The 21,310-nt window shown below is 56.2% G+C and carries 22 protein-coding genes and 1 pseudogene; 11 read left to right on the top strand and 12 right to left on the bottom strand.

The features are described from left to right. The 9 genes and pseudogenes from PHD44_RS09610 to smpB all read right to left on the bottom strand — a co-directional run. A pseudogene (locus tag PHD44_RS09610) lies at window positions 1–1,002 on the bottom strand (VWA domain-containing protein); the annotation flags it as partial. A 122-nt stretch (window positions 1,003–1,124) separates the two neighbouring features. Continuing rightward, the gene (locus PHD44_RS09605; RefSeq protein WP_298219550.1) at window positions 1,125–1,928 is read right to left on the bottom strand and encodes a CbbQ/NirQ/NorQ/GpvN family protein; all 804 of its coding nucleotides are present in this window, start codon (window positions 1,926–1,928) and stop codon (window positions 1,125–1,127) included. Window positions 1,929–2,129: 201 nt separating this feature from the next. Then, window positions 2,130–2,486 (bottom strand): ribulose bisphosphate carboxylase small subunit, encoded by a 357-nt coding sequence (locus tag PHD44_RS09600; RefSeq protein WP_300190924.1) that lies wholly within the window; start codon window positions 2,484–2,486, stop codon window positions 2,130–2,132. A 62-nt stretch (window positions 2,487–2,548) separates the two neighbouring features. After that, window positions 2,549–3,970: a form I ribulose bisphosphate carboxylase large subunit gene (locus PHD44_RS09595; protein ID WP_300190921.1), complete on the bottom strand. Its 1,422-nt coding sequence runs from the start codon at window positions 3,968–3,970 to the stop codon at window positions 2,549–2,551. A gap of 217 nt (window positions 3,971–4,187) precedes the next feature. Beyond that, window positions 4,188–5,387 (bottom strand): organoarsenical effux MFS transporter ArsJ, encoded by a 1,200-nt coding sequence (gene arsJ, locus PHD44_RS09590; RefSeq protein ID WP_300190918.1) that lies wholly within the window; start codon window positions 5,385–5,387, stop codon window positions 4,188–4,190. Window positions 5,388–5,415: 28 nt separating this feature from the next. After that, entirely contained in the window at window positions 5,416–6,426 is a 1,011-nt protein-coding gene (locus tag PHD44_RS09585; RefSeq protein WP_300190915.1) for an ArsJ-associated glyceraldehyde-3-phosphate dehydrogenase, read from the bottom strand. A gap of 3 nt (window positions 6,427–6,429) precedes the next feature. Beyond that, complete coding sequence (locus PHD44_RS09580) at window positions 6,430–7,353, bottom strand: metalloregulator ArsR/SmtB family transcription factor (protein ID WP_300190912.1); 924 nt, start codon at window positions 7,351–7,353, stop codon at window positions 6,430–6,432. Window positions 7,354–7,534: 181 nt separating this feature from the next. Continuing rightward, entirely contained in the window at window positions 7,535–8,122 is a 588-nt protein-coding gene (locus PHD44_RS09575) for a sigma-70 family RNA polymerase sigma factor (protein WP_300190909.1), read from the bottom strand. A 6-nt stretch (window positions 8,123–8,128) separates the two neighbouring features. Beyond that, window positions 8,129–8,605, bottom strand: a complete 477-nt coding sequence (gene smpB / locus PHD44_RS09570; RefSeq protein WP_298219750.1) for an SsrA-binding protein SmpB — start codon at window positions 8,603–8,605, stop codon at window positions 8,129–8,131. Window positions 8,606–8,808: 203 nt separating this feature from the next. Between smpB and PHD44_RS09565 the strand changes: the two genes are divergently transcribed. Further along, on the top strand, window positions 8,809–9,267 hold the full coding sequence (locus PHD44_RS09565) for a type II toxin-antitoxin system RatA family toxin (RefSeq protein ID WP_300190906.1): 459 nt from the start codon (window positions 8,809–8,811) through the stop codon (window positions 9,265–9,267). Next, a complete protein-coding gene (locus PHD44_RS09560) occupies window positions 9,264–9,572 on the top strand; it encodes an RnfH family protein (protein WP_300190903.1) in 309 nt (102 codons plus the stop codon). Before PHD44_RS09565 ends, PHD44_RS09560 begins: the two co-directional genes overlap by 4 nt. Before the next feature lie 10 nt (window positions 9,573–9,582). On the opposite strand, the gene PHD44_RS09555 is transcribed toward PHD44_RS09560, so the two are convergent. Then, window positions 9,583–9,969, bottom strand: a complete 387-nt coding sequence (locus PHD44_RS09555; protein ID WP_300190900.1) for a DUF4440 domain-containing protein — start codon at window positions 9,967–9,969, stop codon at window positions 9,583–9,585. 127 nt (window positions 9,970–10,096) lie between these two features. After that, window positions 10,097–10,576 carry a hypothetical protein gene (locus PHD44_RS09550; protein WP_300190897.1) on the bottom strand — a complete coding sequence of 160 codons (480 nt, stop codon included), beginning with the start codon at window positions 10,574–10,576 and terminating at the stop codon, window positions 10,097–10,099. Between the two features lie 207 nt (window positions 10,577–10,783). Between PHD44_RS09550 and PHD44_RS09545 the strand changes: the two genes are divergently transcribed. Both PHD44_RS09545 and PHD44_RS09540 read left to right on the top strand, forming a co-directional pair. Further along, window positions 10,784–11,788 carry a glycosyltransferase family 2 protein gene (locus tag PHD44_RS09545; RefSeq protein ID WP_300190894.1) on the top strand — a complete coding sequence of 335 codons (1,005 nt, stop codon included), beginning with the start codon at window positions 10,784–10,786 and terminating at the stop codon, window positions 11,786–11,788. Continuing rightward, on the top strand, window positions 11,781–12,227 hold the full coding sequence (locus PHD44_RS09540; protein ID WP_300190891.1) for a GtrA family protein: 447 nt from the start codon (window positions 11,781–11,783) through the stop codon (window positions 12,225–12,227). The genes PHD44_RS09545 and PHD44_RS09540 overlap by 8 nt, the downstream gene beginning before the upstream one ends. On the opposite strand, the gene PHD44_RS09535 is transcribed toward PHD44_RS09540, so the two are convergent. Beyond that, window positions 12,179–13,801, bottom strand: a complete 1,623-nt coding sequence (locus PHD44_RS09535; RefSeq protein WP_300190888.1) for a glycosyltransferase family 39 protein — start codon at window positions 13,799–13,801, stop codon at window positions 12,179–12,181. The two genes, PHD44_RS09540 and PHD44_RS09535, sit on opposite strands and share 49 nt — an antisense overlap. A 130-nt stretch (window positions 13,802–13,931) precedes the next feature. Here PHD44_RS09535 and PHD44_RS09530 point away from each other — a divergent pair, with 130 nt between their 5' ends. From PHD44_RS09530 to PHD44_RS09500, 7 genes are all read left to right on the top strand, one after another. Then, on the top strand, window positions 13,932–14,732 hold the full coding sequence (locus PHD44_RS09530; RefSeq protein ID WP_300190886.1) for a ChbG/HpnK family deacetylase: 801 nt from the start codon (window positions 13,932–13,934) through the stop codon (window positions 14,730–14,732). Between the two features lie 164 nt (window positions 14,733–14,896). Next, window positions 14,897–15,526 (top strand): glutathione S-transferase N-terminal domain-containing protein, encoded by a 630-nt coding sequence (locus tag PHD44_RS09525; RefSeq protein ID WP_298219687.1) that lies wholly within the window; start codon window positions 14,897–14,899, stop codon window positions 15,524–15,526. Between the two features lie 9 nt (window positions 15,527–15,535). Next, window positions 15,536–16,063, top strand: a complete 528-nt coding sequence (locus PHD44_RS09520) for a ClpXP protease specificity-enhancing factor (RefSeq protein WP_300190883.1) — start codon at window positions 15,536–15,538, stop codon at window positions 16,061–16,063. Between the two features lie 180 nt (window positions 16,064–16,243). Further along, window positions 16,244–18,598, top strand: a complete 2,355-nt coding sequence (locus PHD44_RS09515; protein ID WP_300190880.1) for a DNA translocase FtsK — start codon at window positions 16,244–16,246, stop codon at window positions 18,596–18,598. A 95-nt stretch (window positions 18,599–18,693) separates the two neighbouring features. Then, the gene (lolA, locus tag PHD44_RS09510; protein WP_300190878.1) at window positions 18,694–19,356 is read left to right on the top strand and encodes an outer membrane lipoprotein chaperone LolA; all 663 of its coding nucleotides are present in this window, start codon (window positions 18,694–18,696) and stop codon (window positions 19,354–19,356) included. A 19-nt stretch (window positions 19,357–19,375) separates the two neighbouring features. Further along, entirely contained in the window at window positions 19,376–19,792 is a 417-nt protein-coding gene (locus tag PHD44_RS09505) for a GNAT family N-acetyltransferase (protein ID WP_300190875.1), read from the top strand. An 80-nt stretch (window positions 19,793–19,872) separates the two neighbouring features. Continuing rightward, on the top strand, window positions 19,873–21,174 hold the full coding sequence (locus tag PHD44_RS09500; protein WP_300190872.1) for a replication-associated recombination protein A: 1,302 nt from the start codon (window positions 19,873–19,875) through the stop codon (window positions 21,172–21,174). The last annotated feature ends 136 nt before the right edge of the window (window positions 21,175–21,310 follow it).

The following is a 21,310-nucleotide window of genomic DNA, read 5'->3' as shown; positions in this document are numbered from 1 at the left end:
CAGGTAGTCCCCGAGCGTGTTGCCCTGTGTGGCCGGTATGGTGTGAAATTGGGCCCAAACTTGGCGCAAGCCCGGAAATTTGTTGATGGCCAGCTGTTCGACGCGCGCATCTTCAAACACGGAAATCACCGCCATTTGCAGATTGTTCAGGTTCTCCGCGGAAATCGGCTGCTGGGTGTAGACCACATGTGCAGCCGCATGGGCTGCCGCTGCGCGATAGAGGGTGAGCCCGGAAATCGGTTCCTGACCTTCGATGACGAAATCATCATAGGCGTCGGGAAGATGCAGCAGATAATCTTCGATGTAGGGTTTGTACCCTTCACGCTTTTCAAAGTCGCCCGAAGTCGGGCGCATGAAAAAGTCGCGTGCCCAAAGCGCGCGCAGATACATGTTGATCCGACGCTGAACATCGACGAACAGGGTGCCTTTGCGCTCCTGTTGCATCATGGCGAGCGATTCTTTCGACTCCAGGCCGAAGTAGCGAATCTGTTCGGCATAGTTGGTGCGATGTACCTGCGCGCCCCAGCTCGACCAGCGGCGAAGACCGCCCAGCGTGAGGTGCGCGAACAGGGTGTCCAGGTTCTCCAGCATCGGGCGAACACCGCGCGGCGCGGTGGCCACCAGGTTGTTCAGCAACAAAAGATATTTTTTGAACAGTTCGGCATCACCCAGACGCTCGGCTGCGGTGGGGGCTGTTGCCAAAACGAGCTCGATGACGGTTCCGCTCGTTTTTGAAGCCATCATCAGGGCCGATTCTACGAGATCGGGAATAACGTCCTCACCCAGGGTACGGGCAATGCCCGGCGCGTTCTGGATGAACGTAGACACCATCTCATGGCCACGGCCAAGGTTCTTCAGAGACAGTGCGCCGCCAAGATACATATCCAACCCGCGCGGGCTGAATACGCGTGACGCTTCCTGCCATGAGGCTTGCAGAATTTCGCGGGAATGCTCGGAAAGTGCGCCGAGTTCTTCCTCGTACTCATCCAGTTGAATGGACATGATGCTCCTCCAAAGAGGCTAGGCGGGGCCAGTCTGACTGGCAGGGACCCGCACCGCCGTAAACCGGGATTTGGGTATCGGATAGGTGTAAAGCGATATCCGAGGGAACGAATTCTTCTTGATTAGAAGTAGGTCGATACCGCCGCATCCAGCGCATCACGCATATCCGGGTCATCGGTAATCGGACGCACCAAGGCAACACGGCAGGCCGAGGCCGGGTCGACATTCTTCGAAATCAATGACGCCGCGTAGATCAGCATCCGGGTTGAAATGCCTTCGTCCAGACCATGACCCTTGAGGTTGCGCGCACGTTCTGCGATCGATACGAGCTTGTCTGCCACTTCAGCAGGAACATTGCCTTCGTGGGCCACGATTTCGGTTTCGGTCGCGTGTTCGGGATAGTTGAAATCCAGCGCGCCAAAACGTTGTTTGGTGGACTGCTTCAGATCCTTCATCAGAGACTGGTAGCCGGGGTTGTAGGAAATGACCAGCTGGAAGTCCGGGTGGGCGTGGATCAATTCGCCTTTCTTTTCCAACGGCAGTTCACGCCGCGCATCGGTGAGCGGGTGGATGACGACCGTGGTGTCCTGACGTGCTTCGACCACCTCGTCCAGATAGCAGATGGCGCCATGCCGGGCGGCGATGGCCAGTGGGCCATCCTGCCAACGGGTGCCTTGTGCATCGAGCAGGAAGCGGCCAACCAGATCGGACGCGGTCATGTCTTCGTTGCAGGCCACGGTGATCAGTGGCTTGCCCAATTTGTAGGCCATGTACTCCACGAAGCGGGTTTTACCGCAACCCGTCGGGCCCTTGAGCATCATGGGCATCCGCACGGAGTAGGCGGCTTCATACAGTTCTACTTCGTCCGCTACGGGGCGGTAGTAGGGCTGCTTTTGCACACGGTATTGGTCCATAAGATCAGACATGACGGCTCTCCTGTTGGTTTGCGGAATCACTTTTGCTGAAGGGTCGGTATTGGGGATGACGGTTGCCCGGGAACAATGGATCCTGTTATCCATGCCCTATACAGACAGTTCAGAAAAAGTGGTTCAGGAAGATTTTCCCGGAAGTCCCGCCCCGGAGGGCGGGCCAATTCAATTGCTTGAATTATTTTCTTCTCTGGCTAATTACACGGTCTTGCCGCGGTAAATCACCATTGAAGCACCCTGGCTTTGCGTGAAGTTGTTGTAGCCGATCAGACGAACGTGGTTGTCCGGGTTAGCATTGTGGCAAGCTTTCGCTTCGGCGAGGATTTTGTCGACATCGGTCTCGCCGAACATCGGCAGCTTCCACATGTACCAGTAAGAGTCCATCAGGTGCTCAGGCTCAGTGTGTTCAATCGCCGGGTTCCAGCCTTGATCAACAATGTATTGAACCTGTTTTTTGATTTCGTCTTCGCTCATCGCGGGCAAGTAAGAAAAGGTCTCGAACTTGCGGCTGGCCGGATCGCTCAAACGTGATTTGTAGTCTTGCATTTCGCTCATGGAAATAACTCCTGAAATTTGTGGCTAACCTGGGTTGGTGCAAGCCAACCCAGGCAATGGCATTACTTGTGGGCAACGTCCAGTTTGTCGACGGTGTCGAATTCAAACTTGATCTCTTTCCATGTTTCCATGGCGATCTTCAGTTCCGGGCTGCTCTTGGCAGCTTTCTCCAGAACGGCCTTGCCTTCTTTCTCGATCTGAACGCCTTCGTTACGCGCTTCAACACAAGCTTCCAGCGCAACACGGTTTGCAGCCGCGCCAGCAGCGTTGCCCCATGGGTGACCCAATGTGCCGCCACCGAACTGCAGAACAGAATCGTCACCGAAGATGTTCACGAGCGCCGGCATGTGCCATACGTGAATGCCGCCCGATGCAACCGGGAATACGCCTGGCATTGAGCCCCAGTCCTGATCGAAGAAAATACCGCGTGAACGATCTTCCTTAATGAAGCCGTCGCGCATGAGATCGATCCAGCCCAGCGTGGCTTCACGGTCGCCTTCCAACTTACCGACAACGGTACCGGAGTGCAGGTGGTCACCACCAGACAGACGCAGAACCTTGGTCAGCACGCGGAAGTGGATGCCGTGGTGCGGGTTACGGTCGAGCACGGCATGCATCGCGCGGTGGATGTGCAGCAGCATGCCATTATCACGGCACCAGTTCGCCAGACCTGTGTTCGCGGTCAAACCGCCGGTCAGGTAGTCGTGCATGATGATCGGCGCGCCGATTTCTTTGGCATATTCCGCACGCTTGTACATTTCTTCCGGTGTCGGTGCGGTCACGTTCAGGTAAGAACCCTTGCGTTCGCCCGTTTCAGCTTCAGCCTTCAGGATGCCTTCCATCACGAAGTCGAAGCGATCACGCCAGCGCATGAATGGTTGGCTGTTGACGTTCTCGTCGTCTTTTGCGAAGTCCAGACCACCGCGAAGCACTTCGTATACGGCACGGCCATAATTCTTGGCGGACAAGCCCAGTTTAGGCTTGATGGTGCAGCCCAGCATTGGACGGCCATACTTGTTCATTTTGTCGCGCTCGACCTGAATGCCGTTTGGTGGGCCGCCGCAGGTCTTGACATAGGCGATCGGGAAGCGAACATCTTCCAGACGCAGAGCACGCAGTGCCTTGAAGCCGAATACGTTACCAACCAATGAGGTCAATACGTTCACCATCGAACCCTCTTCAAAGAGGTCGATAGGGTAGGCAACGAATGCGTAGAAGCAGGTGTCGTCGCCCGGTACGTCTTCGATGTGGTACGCACGGCCCTTGTAGTAGTCAAGGTCGGTCAAAAGGTCGGTCCACACGGTGGTCCAGGTGCCGGTTGATGATTCTGCCGCTACCGCAGCTGCCACTTCTTCACGGTCAATACCCGGTTGTGGGGTGATCTTGAAGCACGCCAGGATATCGGTATCCAGTGGGGTGTATTCGGGCATCCAATAGGTTTGCCGGTATTCTTTAACACCAGCGTTGTACTTTTTAACTGCCATGAGTTCCTCCAGAAAGGGGTCTGTTATCCGCGAAATGCCCCAGCGGCTTACGCGTGGAATGCATAATGCCGAGTCTATATCATCAATAACAGTCGATATTTTCTATTCTAGATATAGAAAAATACCTATGATGTAAATGATATTAAGGCAGCTCGAAAGTTTGTTCGAGCTGCCTTACTGTGTCGCTTCAAGTGTCAATCTTTGAGTGGAAAAGGGCTCACTGAGCCGTTTTTGCCGTCAAACTCCGGCTCATTTGATAGGTAAACACCGCAGCCAAGGCAATGAACCCGGTGGAGATCAGCAGGCAGCCTTCAATGCCGATGGTTTGATAGGCGTAGCCGGATAGCACCGTGCCGAGCAAGCGTCCGCCGGCGTTGGCGGCGTAGTAAAAGCCGACATTCATCGAGGCTTTATCGCGCGAGGAATAGTTGAGAATCAGGTACGAATGCACCGCCGAGTTGATGGCAAATACGGCACCGAATACGCCAAGACCAATCGTAATCAACCAGCCGGGCGGCAGGTTGAACTGAAAGCCGATCCAGATCAGCAAGGGCGTGCCGACGAGGATCAGGCTCCAGAGCAGGGCGGTTTCGGCGCCGACGGGTTTTTTCTGCCCACGCAATAAGCGCGGGGCGCTGGCCTGGACGATGCCGTAGCCCACTACCCACAAGGCGAGGTATGCGCCCACCCATTCAAAATCCCAGCCGATGGAAACCAAATAGACGGGCAGGGCGACGACAAACCACACATCCCGCGCACCGAACAGAAAAATCCGTGCGGCGGCCAGCCAGTTGATGGCTGCATCCTGCGAAAACAAGGCGCTGAATTTGGCCTTTTCCTTCATGGCACCCAGGCCGGATGGCAAGGTGAAGGTGGCGATTAACCCCAGCACCAGCAGCCCGGCGAGTGCGAAATTGGCACCCTGAAAGCCGATCAGTGCCAACAGCGCGGCGCCGACGAAAAAGCCAATGCCTTTGAGCGCATTTTTCGAGCCGGTGATCCAGGCGACCCATTTGAACAACTGCTCGTCCGACGCGCCGGCGACGAGCTTGACCCCGGCTTTGGCCGACATCTTGTTCAAATCCTTGGCGATACCTGAAAGCGCCTGCGCCGCCATCACATACACCACGGTGAGCATGGGGTTGGGTGCGGTCAACATCAGTAGGGCGACAATCTGCATGGCCGTGCCGACCTGCATGGTTCGGTTGAGCCCGATACGCGCGCCGAGCCAGCCGCCGACAAAGTTCGTCACGATGCCGAACACTTCATAAAAAATGAACAGCATCGCAATGGCGAACGGCGAATACCCCATCTGATAGAAGTGCAACACCACCAACATGCGGATCGCGCCATCGGTGATGGTGAACGCCCAGTAGTTGCCGGTGATGATGAGGTAGTTGCGCAGGGCAGCAGTCATGTGGCGTCTCGTGGCGGATGGGTGAGGGTCAGGCCGGGCCAACCTTGGATGCGAGTTCTGCCATGCGGTTGGCATAGCCCCATTCGTTGTCGTACCAGGCCAGCACCTTGACCATGTGCTCGTCGATCACCATCGTGGAGGGCGCATCGACAATCGAAGAGCGGGCGTCGTTGACGAAATCTATGGATACCAATGGGCGGGTCTCAAAGCCCAGAATCTCCGGCATGGCGTCGCTGCCCGCCTTGAGCAGGGCGTTGACTTCTTCGACAGTGGTGGCGCGCGATGGCGTGAAGACAAAATCGGTGAGCGAGGCATTGAGCAGCGGCACCCGCACGGCCAGACCGTTCAACTGGCCGTTCAATTCGGGGAAAATCTCACCGATGGCCTTGGCCGAACCCGTGGTGGTGGGCGAGAGCGACATGCTCGAGGCACGCGCGCGGCGCCAGTCCTTATCGCCTTTATCGACAACGACTTGAGTGTTGGTCAAATCGTGCATTGTCGTCATGGTACCGCGCACGATGCCCAGCCCCTCATGCAAAACTTTAACGACCGGCGCGAGGCAGTTGGTGGTGCAGGATGCTGCCGTCACGATGGCGTGTTTGTTGGCATCGAACCGGTGATCGTTCACCCCCATCACCACATTCAACACCTCCGGGTGCTTGACCGGCGCGGCAACCACCACGCGCGGCGCGCCTTGCGTTACGTGTGTGTTGATTTGCTCGAAGCTGCGCCATTTGCCGGTCGATTCAATGACGAGATCCACACCGATGGCGCGCCAATCGAGCTGATCGATGGTTTTGTGCATCGTGTAGCCGATGCGCTGGCCATTGATCGTGATGCTGTTTTCATCGGCAGAAATGGCCTGCGGCCAGCGACCGTGCACGGAATCGAACTCGGTCAGATGCGCCATGCAGGCGGCATCCGCGGCAATTTCGTTGATGTGCACCACAGTCAGACCCAGTTCGGGGCGGTCAAACATCGCTCGCAGTGCCAGGCGTCCCATGCGGCCGTAGCCGTTGATTGCAACTCGAATGGTCATTATTTACTCACTCATTAAACCAATAGCGGATAGTTCATCGCGGGCGCGAATTTTTTCGATGGCGTAGTCGGGGAGTTGGGTCAGCAACTTCACCCGCGTTTCAAGTAGGCGGCCGGCTTCGATAAAGAACGACACCGCATCGCGTTCGGGATGATCGGCCATCAAGCGCACCGGATCGGGCACGCCCCAATGCGCGGTGATCGGCCGACCGGGCCAGGCGGGGCAGGCTTCGTTCAACAGGGTGTCGCAGACAGTGATCACCAGATCCATTTTGGGCGCATCCGGTTCTAAAAATATCGACCAGTGCTTGGACGCGGCTTGCTCGGTAGGCAATTGAAGCATTTTGAGCGCTTTTAATGTGTTGGGGTTGACGCTGGAATCCTTCTTCTGACCGGCAGAAAAGGCGCGGAAGCGGCCGTTGCTCCAACGGTTGAGCAGTGCTTCGGCCATGATCGAGCGCGCGCTGTTGGATACGCACAAGAACAGCACATTGAAGACTTTGTTCGAGGGCGTTGCTGCTTCACCTGTTTTTTGGTCGGCTTTCTCGTCGGTTTGGTTCGCGTCTTGCAACAGTTCGATGTTCTCTTGATACAGCGCTCGGGCCTGTTTGAGCATCCTGAAGCCTTCATTGCTAAGCGACCAGCTAATGCGCGACAGGCGCAAAATCTCACGAACCCATAAGGGAATTTGCTGATTGAGCGCATACAGATTCGATGTACCCTTTTGCGTTTGCGACAAGAGATCTTGTTCCTTCAACGTGCCGATATGGCGCGAAATGGTCGATTGTGGTTTGTCGAGCAGGCTTTGCAGGTGGCACACACAGAGTCTGCGTTCGGATTCGAGCAGCATCAGGATGCGAAGGCGCGTTTCATCGCTCAGGGCGGCGAAAAGCGCTTCGGGGTGTTCGTGCAGCGTGGTGCGCGTCATGGTTATTCATCCGGTTTTACGAATGAAGCAGAGGCTACAGAAGCCAAGTGACAAAAAGATGAATTTCATCGGCGAATTTGACGCGCCACTTGATCCTTTTCCTCCTCATTTACTACTTACAAAGGGGGAGCGTCTTACGAGTTGAATCCACTGAGCGAAAAGGATGCTTAATTTTTTGAACTTAGGCGCAGGAGGAATCACTGCGGCAACAGATGGCTTGTTTTTCATCGAATTGGACGCCGCAACGGGCTACCATCGATTCACGCAAACGGGCGCGGGCACGCAACAGGCGTGATTTGGCGGCGGTGAGTGTCAGTCCCTGCTCATCGGCGTAGCGCTGAACGGTCTGATGGTTCAGATCGCAGGCCCGGATAATGCTCTGATCGCTTGCAGACAAATGCTGCAGGTTCGGTTCGATGCAGTCGAGCAGGTCGTCCAGTGGTTCATCCGGTAGTGTTTCCTTGGTATGCGTCGATTCGAAATCGTCGGGCAACGGATCCAGATGGCGGTGTTTGCGCCAGTGATCGACCAAGAGGTTGCGGCACACCTGGAACAGCCAGGCTCGGGGATCATCCAGCGTGCAAAATTTGGCGCCCTGAACCATGGCGCGCAGAAAGGCTTCCTGAATCAAATCGTCTGCCAGATGCCGATCACTGACTTGCTTGGCAATGTAATGCCGCAGTTCAGATTCATGGGCGCGCCAAGCGTTCTCGGCGCAGGAAAACCGTCTAGCGGCGGGATTGATTTCGGCGGTGATGCGGTCGGGCATGATGGCTCAACTGCTGGTACGCATAATGCGCTGCTTGTCGCGCTCCCAGTCCCGATCCTTGAGCGTGGCGCGTTTGTCGTGTTCCTTCTTGCCTTGTGCGAGCGCGATTTCGAGCTTTGCCCGGCCATTTTTCCAGTACATGGCGGTGGGCACCACGGTGAAGCCCTTGCGCTCCACCGCGCCGATGAGCTGGGCGATTTCCCGTTTGTGCAGTAGTAATTTGCGAATCCGGGTATTGTCCGGGCGAACGTGGGAAGAGGCCTGTATCAGCGGGTTGATCTGCCCGCCGATCATGAACGCTTCGCCATTTTTCAGCAGAATGTGGGCATCGGTCAGCTGCACTTTGCCTTCGCGCAGGGATTTGACTTCCCAGCCTTCGAGCGCGATACCCGCTTCGAATCGGTCGTTGAGAAAGTAATCGAATTTCGCTTTTTTATTGAGTGCGATGGTGGATTCACCAGCGGACTTCTTGGATTTCGACATGCGCGTATTTCCAGTTCAGATAAGGTGCCAGTTTCGCAGACTTCCCCCTTTGCTGCACGAATTTGGGTGTTTTCCCACGGTGAACGATGCGGCGGGAGAGGGTTTTTTGCAGTATCATTTCGTGCCCGGAACTGCCGTTGACGACGATTTCTTCACTTCGAACTTCTTGCGATCATTCAAGCCGGAGCAGATCGACTGCCTTTATGACAAATATCACCCGACAAATTCAAGTACCCTACAGCGCTGCCCAGATGTATCACCTAGTCAACGACGTGGCGGCCTATCCCGAGTTCCTGCCATGGTGCGATGCATCGCGGGTGTTGCGGGTTCAGGGCAATGAGATGGATGCCAGCATCACGCTCAAGGTCGGCGCCTTGCGCAAGGTATTCACCACCCGCAATCAGAATGAACCCGGCAAGACAATAATCGTGAGCCTGCTCAATGGCCCCTTCAAATCTCTGGATGGATTCTGGTCGTTCCGCGATCTGCCCGATGGCGGCTCGGTGGTGCGACTGAACATGTCGTTCGAGTTCTCAAGCAAACTGCTGGACATGGCGATCGGTCCAGTATTCCGTGAAATCGTTCGCAACCTGATTAACGCGTTTCAGCACCGTGCGGTGGCGGTCTACGGCGATAAAATCGAAAAAGGTGAGGCATCATGACGCAAGCCGAGCCCGGCACAACAGGTTCGATGTGGGTTGAAGTCGCGTATGCGAAACCCGATCAGCAAGTGATTTTAAAGGTAAATGTACCGGACGATGCGACCGCCCAGACGGCGATTGAGGCCAGCGGCATTCTGGAGCGTTTTCCGGAAATCGATCTTAAAAAACAGAAAATCGGGATTTTCTCGCGACTGGTCGCGCTGAATCAGCGATTGCAGCCGCGTGATCGGGTTGAAATCTATCGGCCCTTGCTGGCTGACCCGAAGGCCGCCCGACGCGAACGGGCCGCGAAAGAAGAAGCCTGACGCGCGCGCGTTACAGCGTGCGGGGAATCTGCGACGAGTGATGTTGCAGAATCGGGTTTTGAAGCTTCAAATCCACGATATAGCTGAAGCGTGCCTCGAAATTCAGTATTTCGTCATCCACTGAAAAGCGCCATAAATACAAACCACTTAAAGCATACACTTCATCCTGTACATGGATGATGTTTACCGTTTTGTCGTGCAGACCCAAACCGAGTCCCGGCTTTTGCGCGAGCGTTTCAAAGTAATCGCGAATTTGCGCCGGGGTCTTGCGCGTGCGGGCGGAGAAGGTGGGGATCAGCACAGCTTTTTCGTCATACAGACTGATCAGCTTGTCAGCACTGCCTTCGTTTACGCCATCGGCAAACGCCTGAATGATATCAATCGGTTTGGTAATCATGTGTCACTCTTGCTTGAGGTGTAGTCGGTGGAATTTGTTGGGCAGTTTAGCAAAAATGCCGATTAAGTAAGAGTGCACTCTATGGGTTAAATTAGTAGGTTTGCTACTTATATCAATCAGAGGTTCCCTAGCCGATGAACCAGTAAGTCAGTGGCAGCAGTACGCTGGCAACTGCGCTGCCAATCAGCGGCAGGAACATCAGTCCGGCCAGTGGCTCTTGCTTGGCCAGACGCAGAGCCGCGGTTATGAGCAGCGCAAGCCATGCGATGGCAAGCAGCAGCGCAACTATGATCATGCCGTAACTGAGCGCCAAAACGGCGACGATCGGAGAAATCAGTGACAAAACCAACAAGCCGCGTGTCATCGTGTTGTGCGGTGTCGAAATGGATACCCCATAGGCGAAAGCGGCCCACGTCAGAAGATAAGTAAAACCCATGGCGCCGATCTCGGGCGAGGCCGGGATGCCTTGCACACTGCTTGAAATGCCCACAGGCGGCAGGCTTAAACCCAGCCAGATCAGCAATCCTGCCACGATGAGGCTGACAGGCATCCAGATGACCAGGCTTTTGCGATCGATATCGGGTTCGCGACCGTAATGTTCACGCATGATGATGTTGCTCCTCGGTTGCGTTGATCCTTTGAGTGTAGCTCCTGTGCGGATCGATCCGCCATTAATACACTCCTTGAACTACTTTCTCCGGCACTTTCTGGCTTACATCTGCCCCTGTATTCACTACGTTTGCATTGCGGGTGTTGGCTGACCTTGATCGGTTAAGTGTATTCTTGCGCTTTGTTTCGTTCCGGTTGAAGAAGAATGAATGATCGTTCCGTGCGTATTTCCTGTGTGGTGCCTGCTTTCAATGAAGCGGACAACCTGCCGAACCTGCTGACCCAATTGAGCATGCAGTTGAGCGCGTTGTCCGATCACTGGGAAATCATCGTGGTCGACGATGGCAGTCGAGATCGGACGCGTGAGGTGTTGGCCGAATATGCCGATAAGCCGGGTTTGGTTGTGCTGCATTTCTCGCGCAATTTCGGCAAGGAAGCGGCGTTGAGCGCGGGGCTTGATCGGGTACGGGGCGATGTCTGCTTCATGCTGGACGCGGATCTGCAACACCCGGTCGCGTTGATGCCGCAAATGCTGGCCGCCTGGCGCGAGGGTGCGCAGATGGTCTATTTCGTGCGGGAAAACCGGGACGACGAACCGTTCTGGAAGCGCTGGGGTTCTGGGCTGTTGTACTGGTTGATCAATTTCGGTTCGTCCGTTCAGGTGCCGGAAGATGCAGGCGATTTTCGGCTGCTCGATGCCAAGGTGGTCGCTGCCCTGCGCGCTCTGCCCGAGCGTAACCGGTTCATGAAGGGGTTGTACGCGTGGGTCGGCTTTCGCACACAGGCCCTGCCGTATACGCCCGAACCGCGGCTGCACGGCAAAAGTCATTTTTCGGGCCGGCGGTTGCTGAATCTGGCTTTGACCGGGCTGACGGCCTTCTCCAATGTGCCTTTGCGGTTGTGGAGTGTATTCGGCCTGATTCTCGCTTTGCTGGCACTGATCTACGGCGGCTACGTCACGCTGGCTTATTTCATCGATCAACGCCCTGTCGCCGGTTGGACGACCATCGTCGCCGGATTGATGCTGTTCGGTGGCATCCAGTTGATCTCCATCGGGATTCTTGGGGAGTATCTGGGGCGGGTGTACGACGAAGTCAAGCAGCGCCCGCGCTATATCGTCGACGAACAGATCGATAACAGCCCGTTTGCTCAAGCAAAAACATCCACGCCCCTGCCGAGTTCAACCGAATCCGATAGCAAACATGGCTGAGGGTTCGAGAGTCCGCGCGCTGTGGGCTTCAGGGCTGGCTGTCTGGGTTCGTCTGCAATCGCTGGTGATCTTCGCTGCGGTTGGCGTGGCGGCGGCGGCTGTGCATCTGGCCGTGGTCTGGGCATTGGTCAGCCAGTGGTCGATTCCTGCGCTGCTTGCCAACCCGGCGGGGTTCTTCGTGGCGTTCTGGGTGAGTTTTTTCGGCCATCGTCACGGCAGTTTCAAGGCGGATGAACCGCATCCGATCCGCCGGGCGCTGCCCCGGTTCGCCTTGGTGGCGGTGACCGGATTCATCGGTAACGAATTGCTCTATGCGGCCCTTTTAGCCTGGACGCCCTTGCCGTACACCGTCGCACTGTTCATCGTGATCGCCATTGTGGCGGTAGCGACCTACTTGTCCAGTCGATTCTGGGCGTTTGCCGTGCAGCCAAAGCAGTAAATCGCCGCGCGTTTGTCTTGCGTCACCGGTTGCTGATCTGCAAACAACGGTGCCTTTTGTGCATCATCCCGCTGAACGAACACCCATACCGGTGCGCGTTTTCCTTGCTCGGCCTCGGTCGCCATGGCGCCAAGTTGATCCGTGGAAATCAAAATGCGCTTGGCGGCTTCGGGATCGAACTTCGCTGACGTGTACAGCTCGGTATTGGCACCATCGGATCTGAAATTATTCGGGTCATCCCACGGCCCCGTTACCAGGGCTGGCTGGGTGCGATCCAGATAAAACGGCACGCTGAAATAGTAATAATTGTAGAACACCACGTCGGCATCGGGTGCGATGCGGTCGCGCACCGCCAGGGTTATTTCCTTATGCGATTTGTGATCGATCACGGCGAAAATGATAACGCTCATCACACCCAACAGCGCGCCGACCAGCGCCATGGACGCGATACGCCCCTGCCAACGGCGCTGCTCGGCCGGTTCATTCGCGGTGTGGGTGAGCGCCTTGTCGAATGCCAGAGCCAGCAGCAGGGCAAGACTCGGCACCGTCGGCAAAATATACCCGATCAGTTTTGAGGTCGGGATCGAGAAGAACAGCAGGATGCTGCCGAGCCAGATCACCCCAAGACTCAGCAGATGATTGGTGCGCTTCAACGACATGAGCTGACGATTTTTCGGGAAAGAGGCCAGCCAGAACAGACCGACCGCCCAGGGAATCAGGCCGCCGAACAGTACCATAACGTAGAAGTAAATCGGCTGCGGATTGTTGAAACTACTGTCGAGGTAGCGATCAAACTGCTGATAGATGAAGGTGTAGTGCAAAAAGCCCGGGAACTTGAGTTCCATCAGCGCAAACCATGGGGCAACAATCGCCAGGAACACCACCAGACCAAGCGGGGAAATCAGCTTGTAGAGATGGGTGAATCGGCGGTTCCACAGGAGCCAGAAGGTTATGACCATGCCGGGCAGGACAAAACCGATCATGCCCTTGGTCATCATGCCGAGTCCCGCCGTGGCGTAGGCAAGCACCAGCACCCATTTGGCATTCCGGCCTGCCTGCAATTGCTGGCTTACATGGGCCAGCAGCAGGATGGTGATGGCAATCAATGAGCCGACCAGCATATCCATGCTCGCAAATTGCGCCGCATCGAAAAACAACGGAAAGCTGCCCAGCAGCAGTACACTCAAACCGGCCGCACGGCGGCTGGCGTACTGGTTCAAAAACCAGAACAGGGTGATCGCCGACGCCATGCCCGCCAGAAATGGCGCTGCTCTGGCCGCCCATTCGTGCGTGCCGAAAACAGCCAGCGACGTGGCCGTGATCCAGTAGAACAAGGGGGGCTTGTGGAAAAAGGGCAGCCCATCGAGCTTCGGCACTAACCAGTCGCCGGTATGCAGCATCGACAGGGCAACGCCCACATAACGGCCTTCATCCGGTACGAACAACGGGCGTAAACCAATGGTCGCCGCCAACCACAAGGCAAAAAGAGCAAACAGCCACACAGGATGTTCAAGTAGCCACTGGCCGAAGCGAGCGAGGCGGGCGGTCCAGTGGGGTGCAGCGGGCGTGGTCATCGGCAATGTAACTCAAACGAATGGAATCGAGTTGGCATGGTACCGAAACAGCCAACATTCGTCGCTGAATGTTCAATCGGTTGCCGTGATCTGTTTACAATGACGTGCGGTTTTGTCTGTGGAGAATCCTTTGCGTTCCATTGTCCTGATTGCCGATGATTTTGGCCTGTCACCTGCCGTCGATGCGGGCATTCTCGAACTGGCCGAATGCGGACGCTTGAGCGGATTCGGCTGTCTGACTCAATTGCCGCGCTGGTTCGATTCGGCCAAAGCACTGGATCAAGTTCCAATAGGGGCAGGCGGCGTTCAGGTGGGGCTGCACCTGAATCTGTCGCAAGGATTCGGCGGCGCTTGGCATCAGTCATTGCCTGTATTGATAACCGGTGCCTATGCCGGGCTTCTGCCGCGCGATCACATCCGCGATAGCCTGAGAACCCAGTGGGATCGCTTCACCCAGGCATTGGGGCGGGTGCCGGATTATGTGGATGGTCATCAGCACGTGCATCAGCTGCCTGTGGTGCGTGATTGTCTGCTCGACTTGCTGGCGGAGGAGGCCGCCCGGCCGTGGGTGCGCATCACAGCACCGATCATGGCACCCAAACCGGCCATAAAGGGTTGGATGATCGCGCATTTGGGCGCAGAAACATTGCGGCAGCTAGCGCAGCGTCAGGGGCTGAAGACCAATGCAGCGTTCGCCGGGGTTTATGGTTTCGACCAATCACAAAACGGCTATGCTCATCTGATGGGTGAATGGCTGAGCGCGGCGCCAGAAAACACGGTGATCATGTGTCATCCCGGCCATTTCGCAAATGTTAGCCCGGATGACCCGATTGCTCCGGCCCGCGCCGAAGAACTTGGTTTTCTAAGCAGCCCCGAGTTCGACGATTTGCTCTCAGCTCATGACTGCCGGATTGCCCAACCGGCATTCTGACAAGTCGATGCAGCCGTTACCGGGATCGGGGTGCGCAAGATAGAATTCGGTGCGCATGCGTTCTGTCAGGGAAAATCTCGACGACCGGCTACAGTTGCCCATTAAATCTGCGCGATTTGCTATCATGTTGCATCTATTTCGCTTGAATCTTTAGGAGACGCCATATGGCGAGTGTCAATCGTCGTTCGGTCATGACCTTGTTTACCAATCCGGAAAGCCCGGATTGCCACCGTACCCGTATCGTTTTGGCGGAAAAAGAACTCACGGCCGATATCATCGATATTTCTGTCGGTGAAATACCCGAAGACTTTCACGATTTGAGCCCGGAAGGCACCGTGCCCGTGCTGGCGGATCGTGACCTTGTCGTCACCAATGCGCGCGTGATCATGGAATACCTCGATGAGCGTTTCCCGCATCCTCCTTTGATGCCGGTCGATCCGGTCAGCCGCGCCAAGGTGCGCACCGCGCTCTACAGCATCGAACGTGACTGGTACGGCCTGCTGCCCGAGTTCGAACGCGGCGAGAAAACTGTTTCCCGTGCCCGCAAAACCCTGCGCGAAGGTCTGCTGGCCCTGGCACCTGCGTTTGGTCACCAGCCGTTTTTCATGAGCGATGAGTACAGCCTGACCGATGTGACCCTGTCCGCGTTACTGTGGCGTTTACCCGTCTACGGCGTCGAATTGTCCGGCCCGAGCGCCAAACCCGTGCTCGATTACATGAAGCGCATGTTCGACCGACCCACCTTCCAGATGAGTCTGACCGAAGTCGAACGCGAAATGCGCGACCGCTACTAAGGTTTGCCGATGCTTTCCAAACGCCCTTATCTGATCCGCGCCCTGTACGACTGGACGGTCGATCAGGGGCATGTGCCCATCATCGTGGTCGATGCCACGGTGTCGCGGGTGCAGGTGCCTCAAGCGCATGTCGAAGAAGGGCAGATTCACCTGAATATCAGCCCGAGCGCCGTGCGTTACTTCACGATGGATCGTGCGGCCATTGCCTTTGAGGCGCGCTTTGGCGGCAGGGCGGAATCGATTTTTGTGCCGATGCGTGCTGTCATCGGTATTTATGATCGGGATTCCGGCAGTGGGGCGCAGTTCCCGCCGGAGCCGGATGAGGAATTCATGGATGATGATGACGCCCAGGACAACGTGCCCAAGCTCAGTCTTGCCGATACGGGCAAGGTTCAGGCATTGCATCGTGTGTCGAATAACAGATCATCGGATGCCGATTCTGTGGATGAAGGGGATGGTCCGCCCGATGATGATCCGACCCCACCTCGCTCGAGTGGCAAAAAGGGCAAGACTTCCCGGCTTCGGATTGTCAAATAACCCACTTCACCTGGATACCCTTCCCCAAACGGTGGTTGCTGTCTGTTTGGTCGGGAACACGTCGAAATCACAGTTTCCGGTCGGTTTTTGCCGCTCGTCTTAATCCGTTATACTGCCGACATCTTTAAACCAAAGTTTGAGCTATTAGCTCTAATTAACTGAAACTAAATCTGGTTTTTAATGAATACAGCGAAAAATACGGTGTTGTTTCAGCCCCGCAGAATGATGGCCGACATGGTCTTGCTCGGGTTGGTTCTGCTTGTTGGATATTACGGCCTGTCGTTGTGGACCTACTCGCCCAGCGATCCTGGTTTTACCACCACAGGACAAGGATCGACAGTGCATAATGCGGCCGGATTGGTCGGTGCCTGGCTGGCGGATTTCTCGCGTTTTCTGCTGGGGTATGGCGCTTATGCCGTGCCGCCGATGTTGCTGGTGTTTGCCGTGCGCCAGTTCGTGCGGCTGCGTACGGATGACCGGCTCATCAACGTCTTCTTTGCGATTCAGATCAGCGGTGTCGTGCTGACGGTTTTTGCCATCAGTGTGCTGGCTGCCATTCATCAACCCACAGTGGAAACCGCCGGCGGTTTGGCTGCCAGCGGCTCTTCGGGCGGGGTTGTCGGGCAGGTTCTGGCTGCGGGCTTGGTTCGTTATCTTGGCGTGCTGGGTGCAACCGGATTGATGCTCGGCTTCGTGATGATCGCGTTTTCTGCCGTTTCCGGTTTGTCGTGGCTGGCGTTGTTCGAACTGGTCGGCCGTTGGGTGGATTCAGGAATTCAGTCGCTATTGGGCTTGGTTCATCGTGTCGGTAAAACATCGGATCAGCAGACTGAGTCGTCACCGATTCCCACGGTGCAGACCGATTATGTGGCGCCGTTCGCACGCAAACGTAAGAAAAAACAAGAGGAAGCAACACCTGTCGATCCAGTTCTGGACGTATTCTCGCCCGCACCTGTTGTTCCTGAGGCAAAACCAATCCCCGCACGCGCGGCCAAAGCGGCAGCTAAACAGCAGCCTGTGCTGGGTACTTCGGGCGGTAAACCCATCGTGGATTTGCTCGATTTCGCGCCACAACGGCAGTCGGGCTTCAGCGAGGAAATGCTCGAATCAATGTCTCGTTTGATCGAGGATCGCCTGGAAGAATTCGGTGTGCGGGTGGCTGTCGTGGCCGCGACGCCCGGCCCGGTGATCACCCGTTTTGAATTGCAGCCAGCCGCTGGCGTGAAGGTCAGCCAGATATCCAATCTGGCTAAGGACTTGGCACGCGCCCTGTCGATCGTTTCCGTACGCGTGGTCGAGGTGATTCCGGGCAAATCCACCGTGGGTCTTGAGATTCCGAACAAGGTGCGCGAGATCATCGCACTGCGGGAACTGATCGAGTCGAAATCTTATCGCGACAGTCGATCACCGCTCACCATGGCTTTGGGCAAGGATATTGCGGGCGCTTCTGTTACCGCGGATCTTGCGCGTATGCCGCATCTGCTGGTGGCCGGTACGACCGGGTCAGGTAAATCGGTCGGTGTGAACGCGATGATCCTGAGCCTGCTGTACAAATCCACCGCCGATGACGTTCGCCTGATCCTGATCGATCCGAAAATGCTTGAACTTTCCGTATATGAAGGGATTCCGCATTTGCTGGCCCCTGTCGTGACGGATATGAAAGAAGCAGCCAATGCCCTGCGTTGGGCCGTGGGCGAAATGGAACGGCGCTACAAGCTCATGTCTGCGCTGGGTGTGCGCAATCTTGCGGGTTGCAATGAGAAAATTTCTGCAGCGGCTGAAAAAGGCGAGCCGCTGCGTGATCCGTTCCACAATCCGGCCGAGGCGTTCGACCCCGATTTGCCCGCACCGGAGCTCGAACGCTTGCCGCATATCGTCGTCGTGGTCGATGAGTTCGCCGATATGATGATGGTGGTCGGCAAGAAGGTCGAAGAATTGATCGCCCGCCTAGCACAGAAGGCACGCGCGGCGGGCATTCACCTGATTCTGGCCACGCAGCGTCCCTCGGTGGATGTGATCACCGGCCTGATCAAAGCCAATATTCCGACCCGTATTTCATTTCAGGTCTCCTCCAAAATCGACTCACGGACCATTCTCGACCAGATGGGTGCAGAAAATCTGCTGGGCCATGGCGATATGTTGTATCTGCCCCCAGGCACTGGTCTGCCCATGCGGGTCCACGGCGCATTCGTCAGCGACGATGAAGTGCACCGCGTGGTCGAAGCGCTCAAAGCACTGGGTGAACCGAACTACATCGATGCGGTATTGTCAGAGGAAAGCGCGGCGGCAATCGTATTGCCGGGCGAGAAGCCGGTATCCGCCTCGGGTGAGGCGGTTGATGAGTATTATGATCAGGCCGTTGCGATTGTGACGGAAACCCGCAAGGCTTCCATCTCCTATGTACAGCGCCGGCTCAAGATTGGTTACAACCGGGCCGCACGTCTGATCGAGGAAATGGAAAACGACGGCATTGTCGGCCAGTTGCAGGCGAATGGCTCGCGCGAAGTGCTGGCCCCGCCACCGCCTCGTGCCTGAGTCCTCTTTCAGATCCTATCGTTTTTTGGTTGAAAACCCGGATTTAATTTTTTCAGGCAGGTTTTATGTCGCACCCCTTTAAGTTGAGCCACCTTATGCTGAGAAATGGGTTGGTCGGCCTCGTTCTGGCCATCTGTGCCTCGGGTTCAGTGGCCCAGGCGGCCGAAACGCAGACCTACCCACTCGGTGCGTCGACCGCCGTCGCCGATGTGCATCCTCTGACCGAATTTGTCCGCACGCTGAAAACCTTCTCGGCCGATTTTATCCAGCAGCAGGTGAACGTGCGCGGGCAGAAGCAGCCCGCCTCATCCGGCCATTTCGTGCTGGCGCGTCCGGGCCGTTTCTTCTGGGCTTATGAAAAGCCATACGTGCAGAAACTGATCGCAAACGACGGCGTGTTGTGGGTTTACGATCCCGATCTGGCCCAAGTGACGCGCAGCCCGCTGGCCGACAATCGCGGTGCGCCGATTGGCATTTTCCTCGGCAACCAGCCATTGCAGGAAGCGTTTGATGTCAGCAGTATCGGCAAGAACGATGGCCTTGACTGGTACAGCCTGAAGGATCGCTCCGCGAAGAGCGACTTCAATCAGGTGCAAATCGGCATGGATACCAAGGGCATCAAGGCGATGGTGTTCACCGACAAGCTCGATAACCGCACCACCGTCCAGTTCAGCCAGCGCGAGGTCAACCAGAAGGTTGATGAAGCGTTGTTCCAGTTCGTCCCGCCCAAGGGCGTGGATGTGGTGAACAGCCGTTAGGGAAGCAGGCCTGATTACAGTGAATGTCGTCTATAAAATCAATGCACCGATATCGGTTGATCAATTCATAGAACTTCTTAACGAATCAACACTTGGTGAGCGTCGTCCTGTTGATGATCTAGCCTGTATGACCGGTATGGTAATGAATGCCAATCTCATGGTAACGGCGTGGATTGGCAATCAGCTGATCGGGGTGGCGCGTTCGATGACTGATTTCCACTACGCTTGCTATCTTTCTGATTTGGCAGTTCATCGAGTACATCAGGGAAAAGGTGTTGGAAAGAAACTTCAAAGCCTCACTCAGGCGCAATTAGGCCCGAGGTGCAAACTGATTTTGGTCGCTGCGCCCGCGGCGAATGGCTATTACAAGCATCTTGGGTTTGCAAATAATCCAAGGTGCTGGGTGCTTGAGCGTGATCATGAAATCCGCGGTTAAAGATATGCATAATCTGGAGAAGATCATGCATAGCCAGTACGTTGTCATATTATTCAAACCCTGTCTTCAGAATTGCGCACGTGTCTGATCTTTTCCACACCGAACCCACACCGCCGCTGGCCGAGGCACTAAGGCCGCACACGCCCGATGAGGTGATCGGGCAGACGCATCTGTTGGGTGAAGGCAAGCCGCTGCGGCTGGCGTTCGAAGCCCGCAAACCGCATTCCATGATTCTGTGGGGGCCACCCGGCGTGGGTAAAACCACGCTCGCCCGCCTGATGGCAAAGGCGTTTGATAGCTCGTTTATCGCCCTTTCTGCCGTATTTTCCGGCGTCAGAGACATCCGTGCGGCGATGGATGAAGCCGAGCGCAATCTCGCGCTGGGTCATCCTACCTTGCTCTTTATTGATGAGATTCACCGCTTCAACAAGGCGCAGCAGGATGCGCTGTTGCCTTATGCGGAATCCGGTCTGGTCACGCTGATCGGCGCGACGACCGAAAACCCTTCGTTCGAGGTCAATTCCGCCTTGCTTTCCCGGGCGCAGGTCTATGTGCTCAAGTCCTTGTCGGACGATGAATTGCGGCTGTTGTTCACGCGGGCGCATGACAAGGCGCTGGGGCATTTGCAGTTCGATCCGGAAGCAATCGATGCGGTGATTGGGCTGGCTGATGGCGATGCACGTCGCTTGCTCAACCTGCTGGAGCAATTGAACACCGCCGCCAGTACCTCGAAGCGCACTCAGATCACCACGGCTTTTCTCGATAACGCGCTGAATCAAAGCACACGCCGGTTCGACAAGGGCGGCGAGCACTTCTACGATCAGATTTCCGCCCTGCACAAATCCGTGCGCGGCTCGCATCCCGATGCGGCACTGTATTGGCTGAGCCGGATGCTCGATGGCGGCGCTGATGCGCGCTACCTGGCCCGACGTATTGTGCGCATGGCTTGGGAAGACATCGGTTTGGCCGACCCGCGTGCCCTGCAAATCGCCAACGATGCAGCCACCACCTATGAACGTCTCGGCTCACCCGAGGGCGAACTGGCGCTGGGGCAGGCGGTCATCTACCTTGCCATCGCGCCGAAAAGCAATGCCGGATACAACGCCTTCAATCAGGCAATGGCGTTTGTTAAACGTGACAAGAGCCGAGAGGTGCCGATTCATCTGCGCAACGCACCCACCAAGCTGATGAAGGAATTGGGTTACGGCCATGACTATCGCTACGCCCACGATGAACCCAATGCCTATGCGGCCGGCGAGGTATATCTGCCTGAAGGTATGCCGGAGCCGGGCTGGTATCAGCCGGTGCCGCGGGGTCTGGAAGAAAAACTGGCCGAAAAATTGGCCTATCTCAGAGGCTTGGATGAGGAAGCAGGGCAGTAGTGCTAATGAAGGGCAGCTCGAATAACCCGACATTGTCAATGAATTCAGCCACTGAATCATGCCTGTGGCCGAATCCAGCTCAAATTTCACAACAAACGACGACCTTTCCAAGCAGCATTGCCCGGTTTTTACTCCG

Origin of the sequence: Halothiobacillus sp., assembly GCF_028710545.1 — a bacterium.
GTDB lineage: Bacteria > Pseudomonadota > Gammaproteobacteria > Halothiobacillales > Halothiobacillaceae > Halothiobacillus.
The sequence above is the reverse complement of the archived record's forward strand: the minus strand, read 5'-3'. Positions and strand labels throughout refer to the sequence as shown.

Coding starts and splice junctions, on each gene's coding strand:
- PHD44_RS09580 (WP_300190912.1), bottom strand. CDS start 7,353: ATGACGCGCACCACGCTGCACGAACACCCCGAAGCGCTTTTCGCCGCC.
- PHD44_RS09560 (WP_300190903.1), top strand. CDS start 9,264: ATGACGCAAGCCGAGCCCGGCACAACAGGTTCGATGTGGGTTGAAGTC.
- smpB (WP_298219750.1), bottom strand. CDS start 8,605: ATGTCGAAATCCAAGAAGTCCGCTGGTGAATCCACCATCGCACTCAAT.
- PHD44_RS09585 (WP_300190915.1), bottom strand. CDS start 6,426: ATGACCATTCGAGTTGCAATCAACGGCTACGGCCGCATGGGACGCCTG.
- PHD44_RS09565 (WP_300190906.1), top strand. CDS start 8,809: ATGACAAATATCACCCGACAAATTCAAGTACCCTACAGCGCTGCCCAG.
- PHD44_RS09575 (WP_300190909.1), bottom strand. CDS start 8,122: ATGCCCGACCGCATCACCGCCGAAATCAATCCCGCCGCTAGACGGTTT.
- PHD44_RS09595 (WP_300190921.1), bottom strand. CDS start 3,970: ATGGCAGTTAAAAAGTACAACGCTGGTGTTAAAGAATACCGGCAAACC.
- PHD44_RS09550 (WP_300190897.1), bottom strand. CDS start 10,576: ATGCGTGAACATTACGGTCGCGAACCCGATATCGATCGCAAAAGCCTG.
- PHD44_RS09525 (WP_298219687.1), top strand. CDS start 14,897: ATGGCGAGTGTCAATCGTCGTTCGGTCATGACCTTGTTTACCAATCCG.
- PHD44_RS09555 (WP_300190900.1), bottom strand. CDS start 9,969: ATGATTACCAAACCGATTGATATCATTCAGGCGTTTGCCGATGGCGTA.
- PHD44_RS09535 (WP_300190888.1), bottom strand. CDS start 13,801: ATGACCACGCCCGCTGCACCCCACTGGACCGCCCGCCTCGCTCGCTTC.
- PHD44_RS09540 (WP_300190891.1), top strand. CDS start 11,781: ATGGCTGAGGGTTCGAGAGTCCGCGCGCTGTGGGCTTCAGGGCTGGCT.
- PHD44_RS09545 (WP_300190894.1), top strand. CDS start 10,784: ATGAATGATCGTTCCGTGCGTATTTCCTGTGTGGTGCCTGCTTTCAAT.
- PHD44_RS09520 (WP_300190883.1), top strand. CDS start 15,536: ATGCTTTCCAAACGCCCTTATCTGATCCGCGCCCTGTACGACTGGACG.
- lolA (WP_300190878.1), top strand. CDS start 18,694: ATGCTGAGAAATGGGTTGGTCGGCCTCGTTCTGGCCATCTGTGCCTCG.
- PHD44_RS09605 (WP_298219550.1), bottom strand. CDS start 1,928: ATGTCTGATCTTATGGACCAATACCGTGTGCAAAAGCAGCCCTACTAC.
- arsJ (WP_300190918.1), bottom strand. CDS start 5,387: ATGACTGCTGCCCTGCGCAACTACCTCATCATCACCGGCAACTACTGG.
- PHD44_RS09515 (WP_300190880.1), top strand. CDS start 16,244: ATGAATACAGCGAAAAATACGGTGTTGTTTCAGCCCCGCAGAATGATG.
- PHD44_RS09600 (WP_300190924.1), bottom strand. CDS start 2,486: ATGAGCGAAATGCAAGACTACAAATCACGTTTGAGCGATCCGGCCAGC.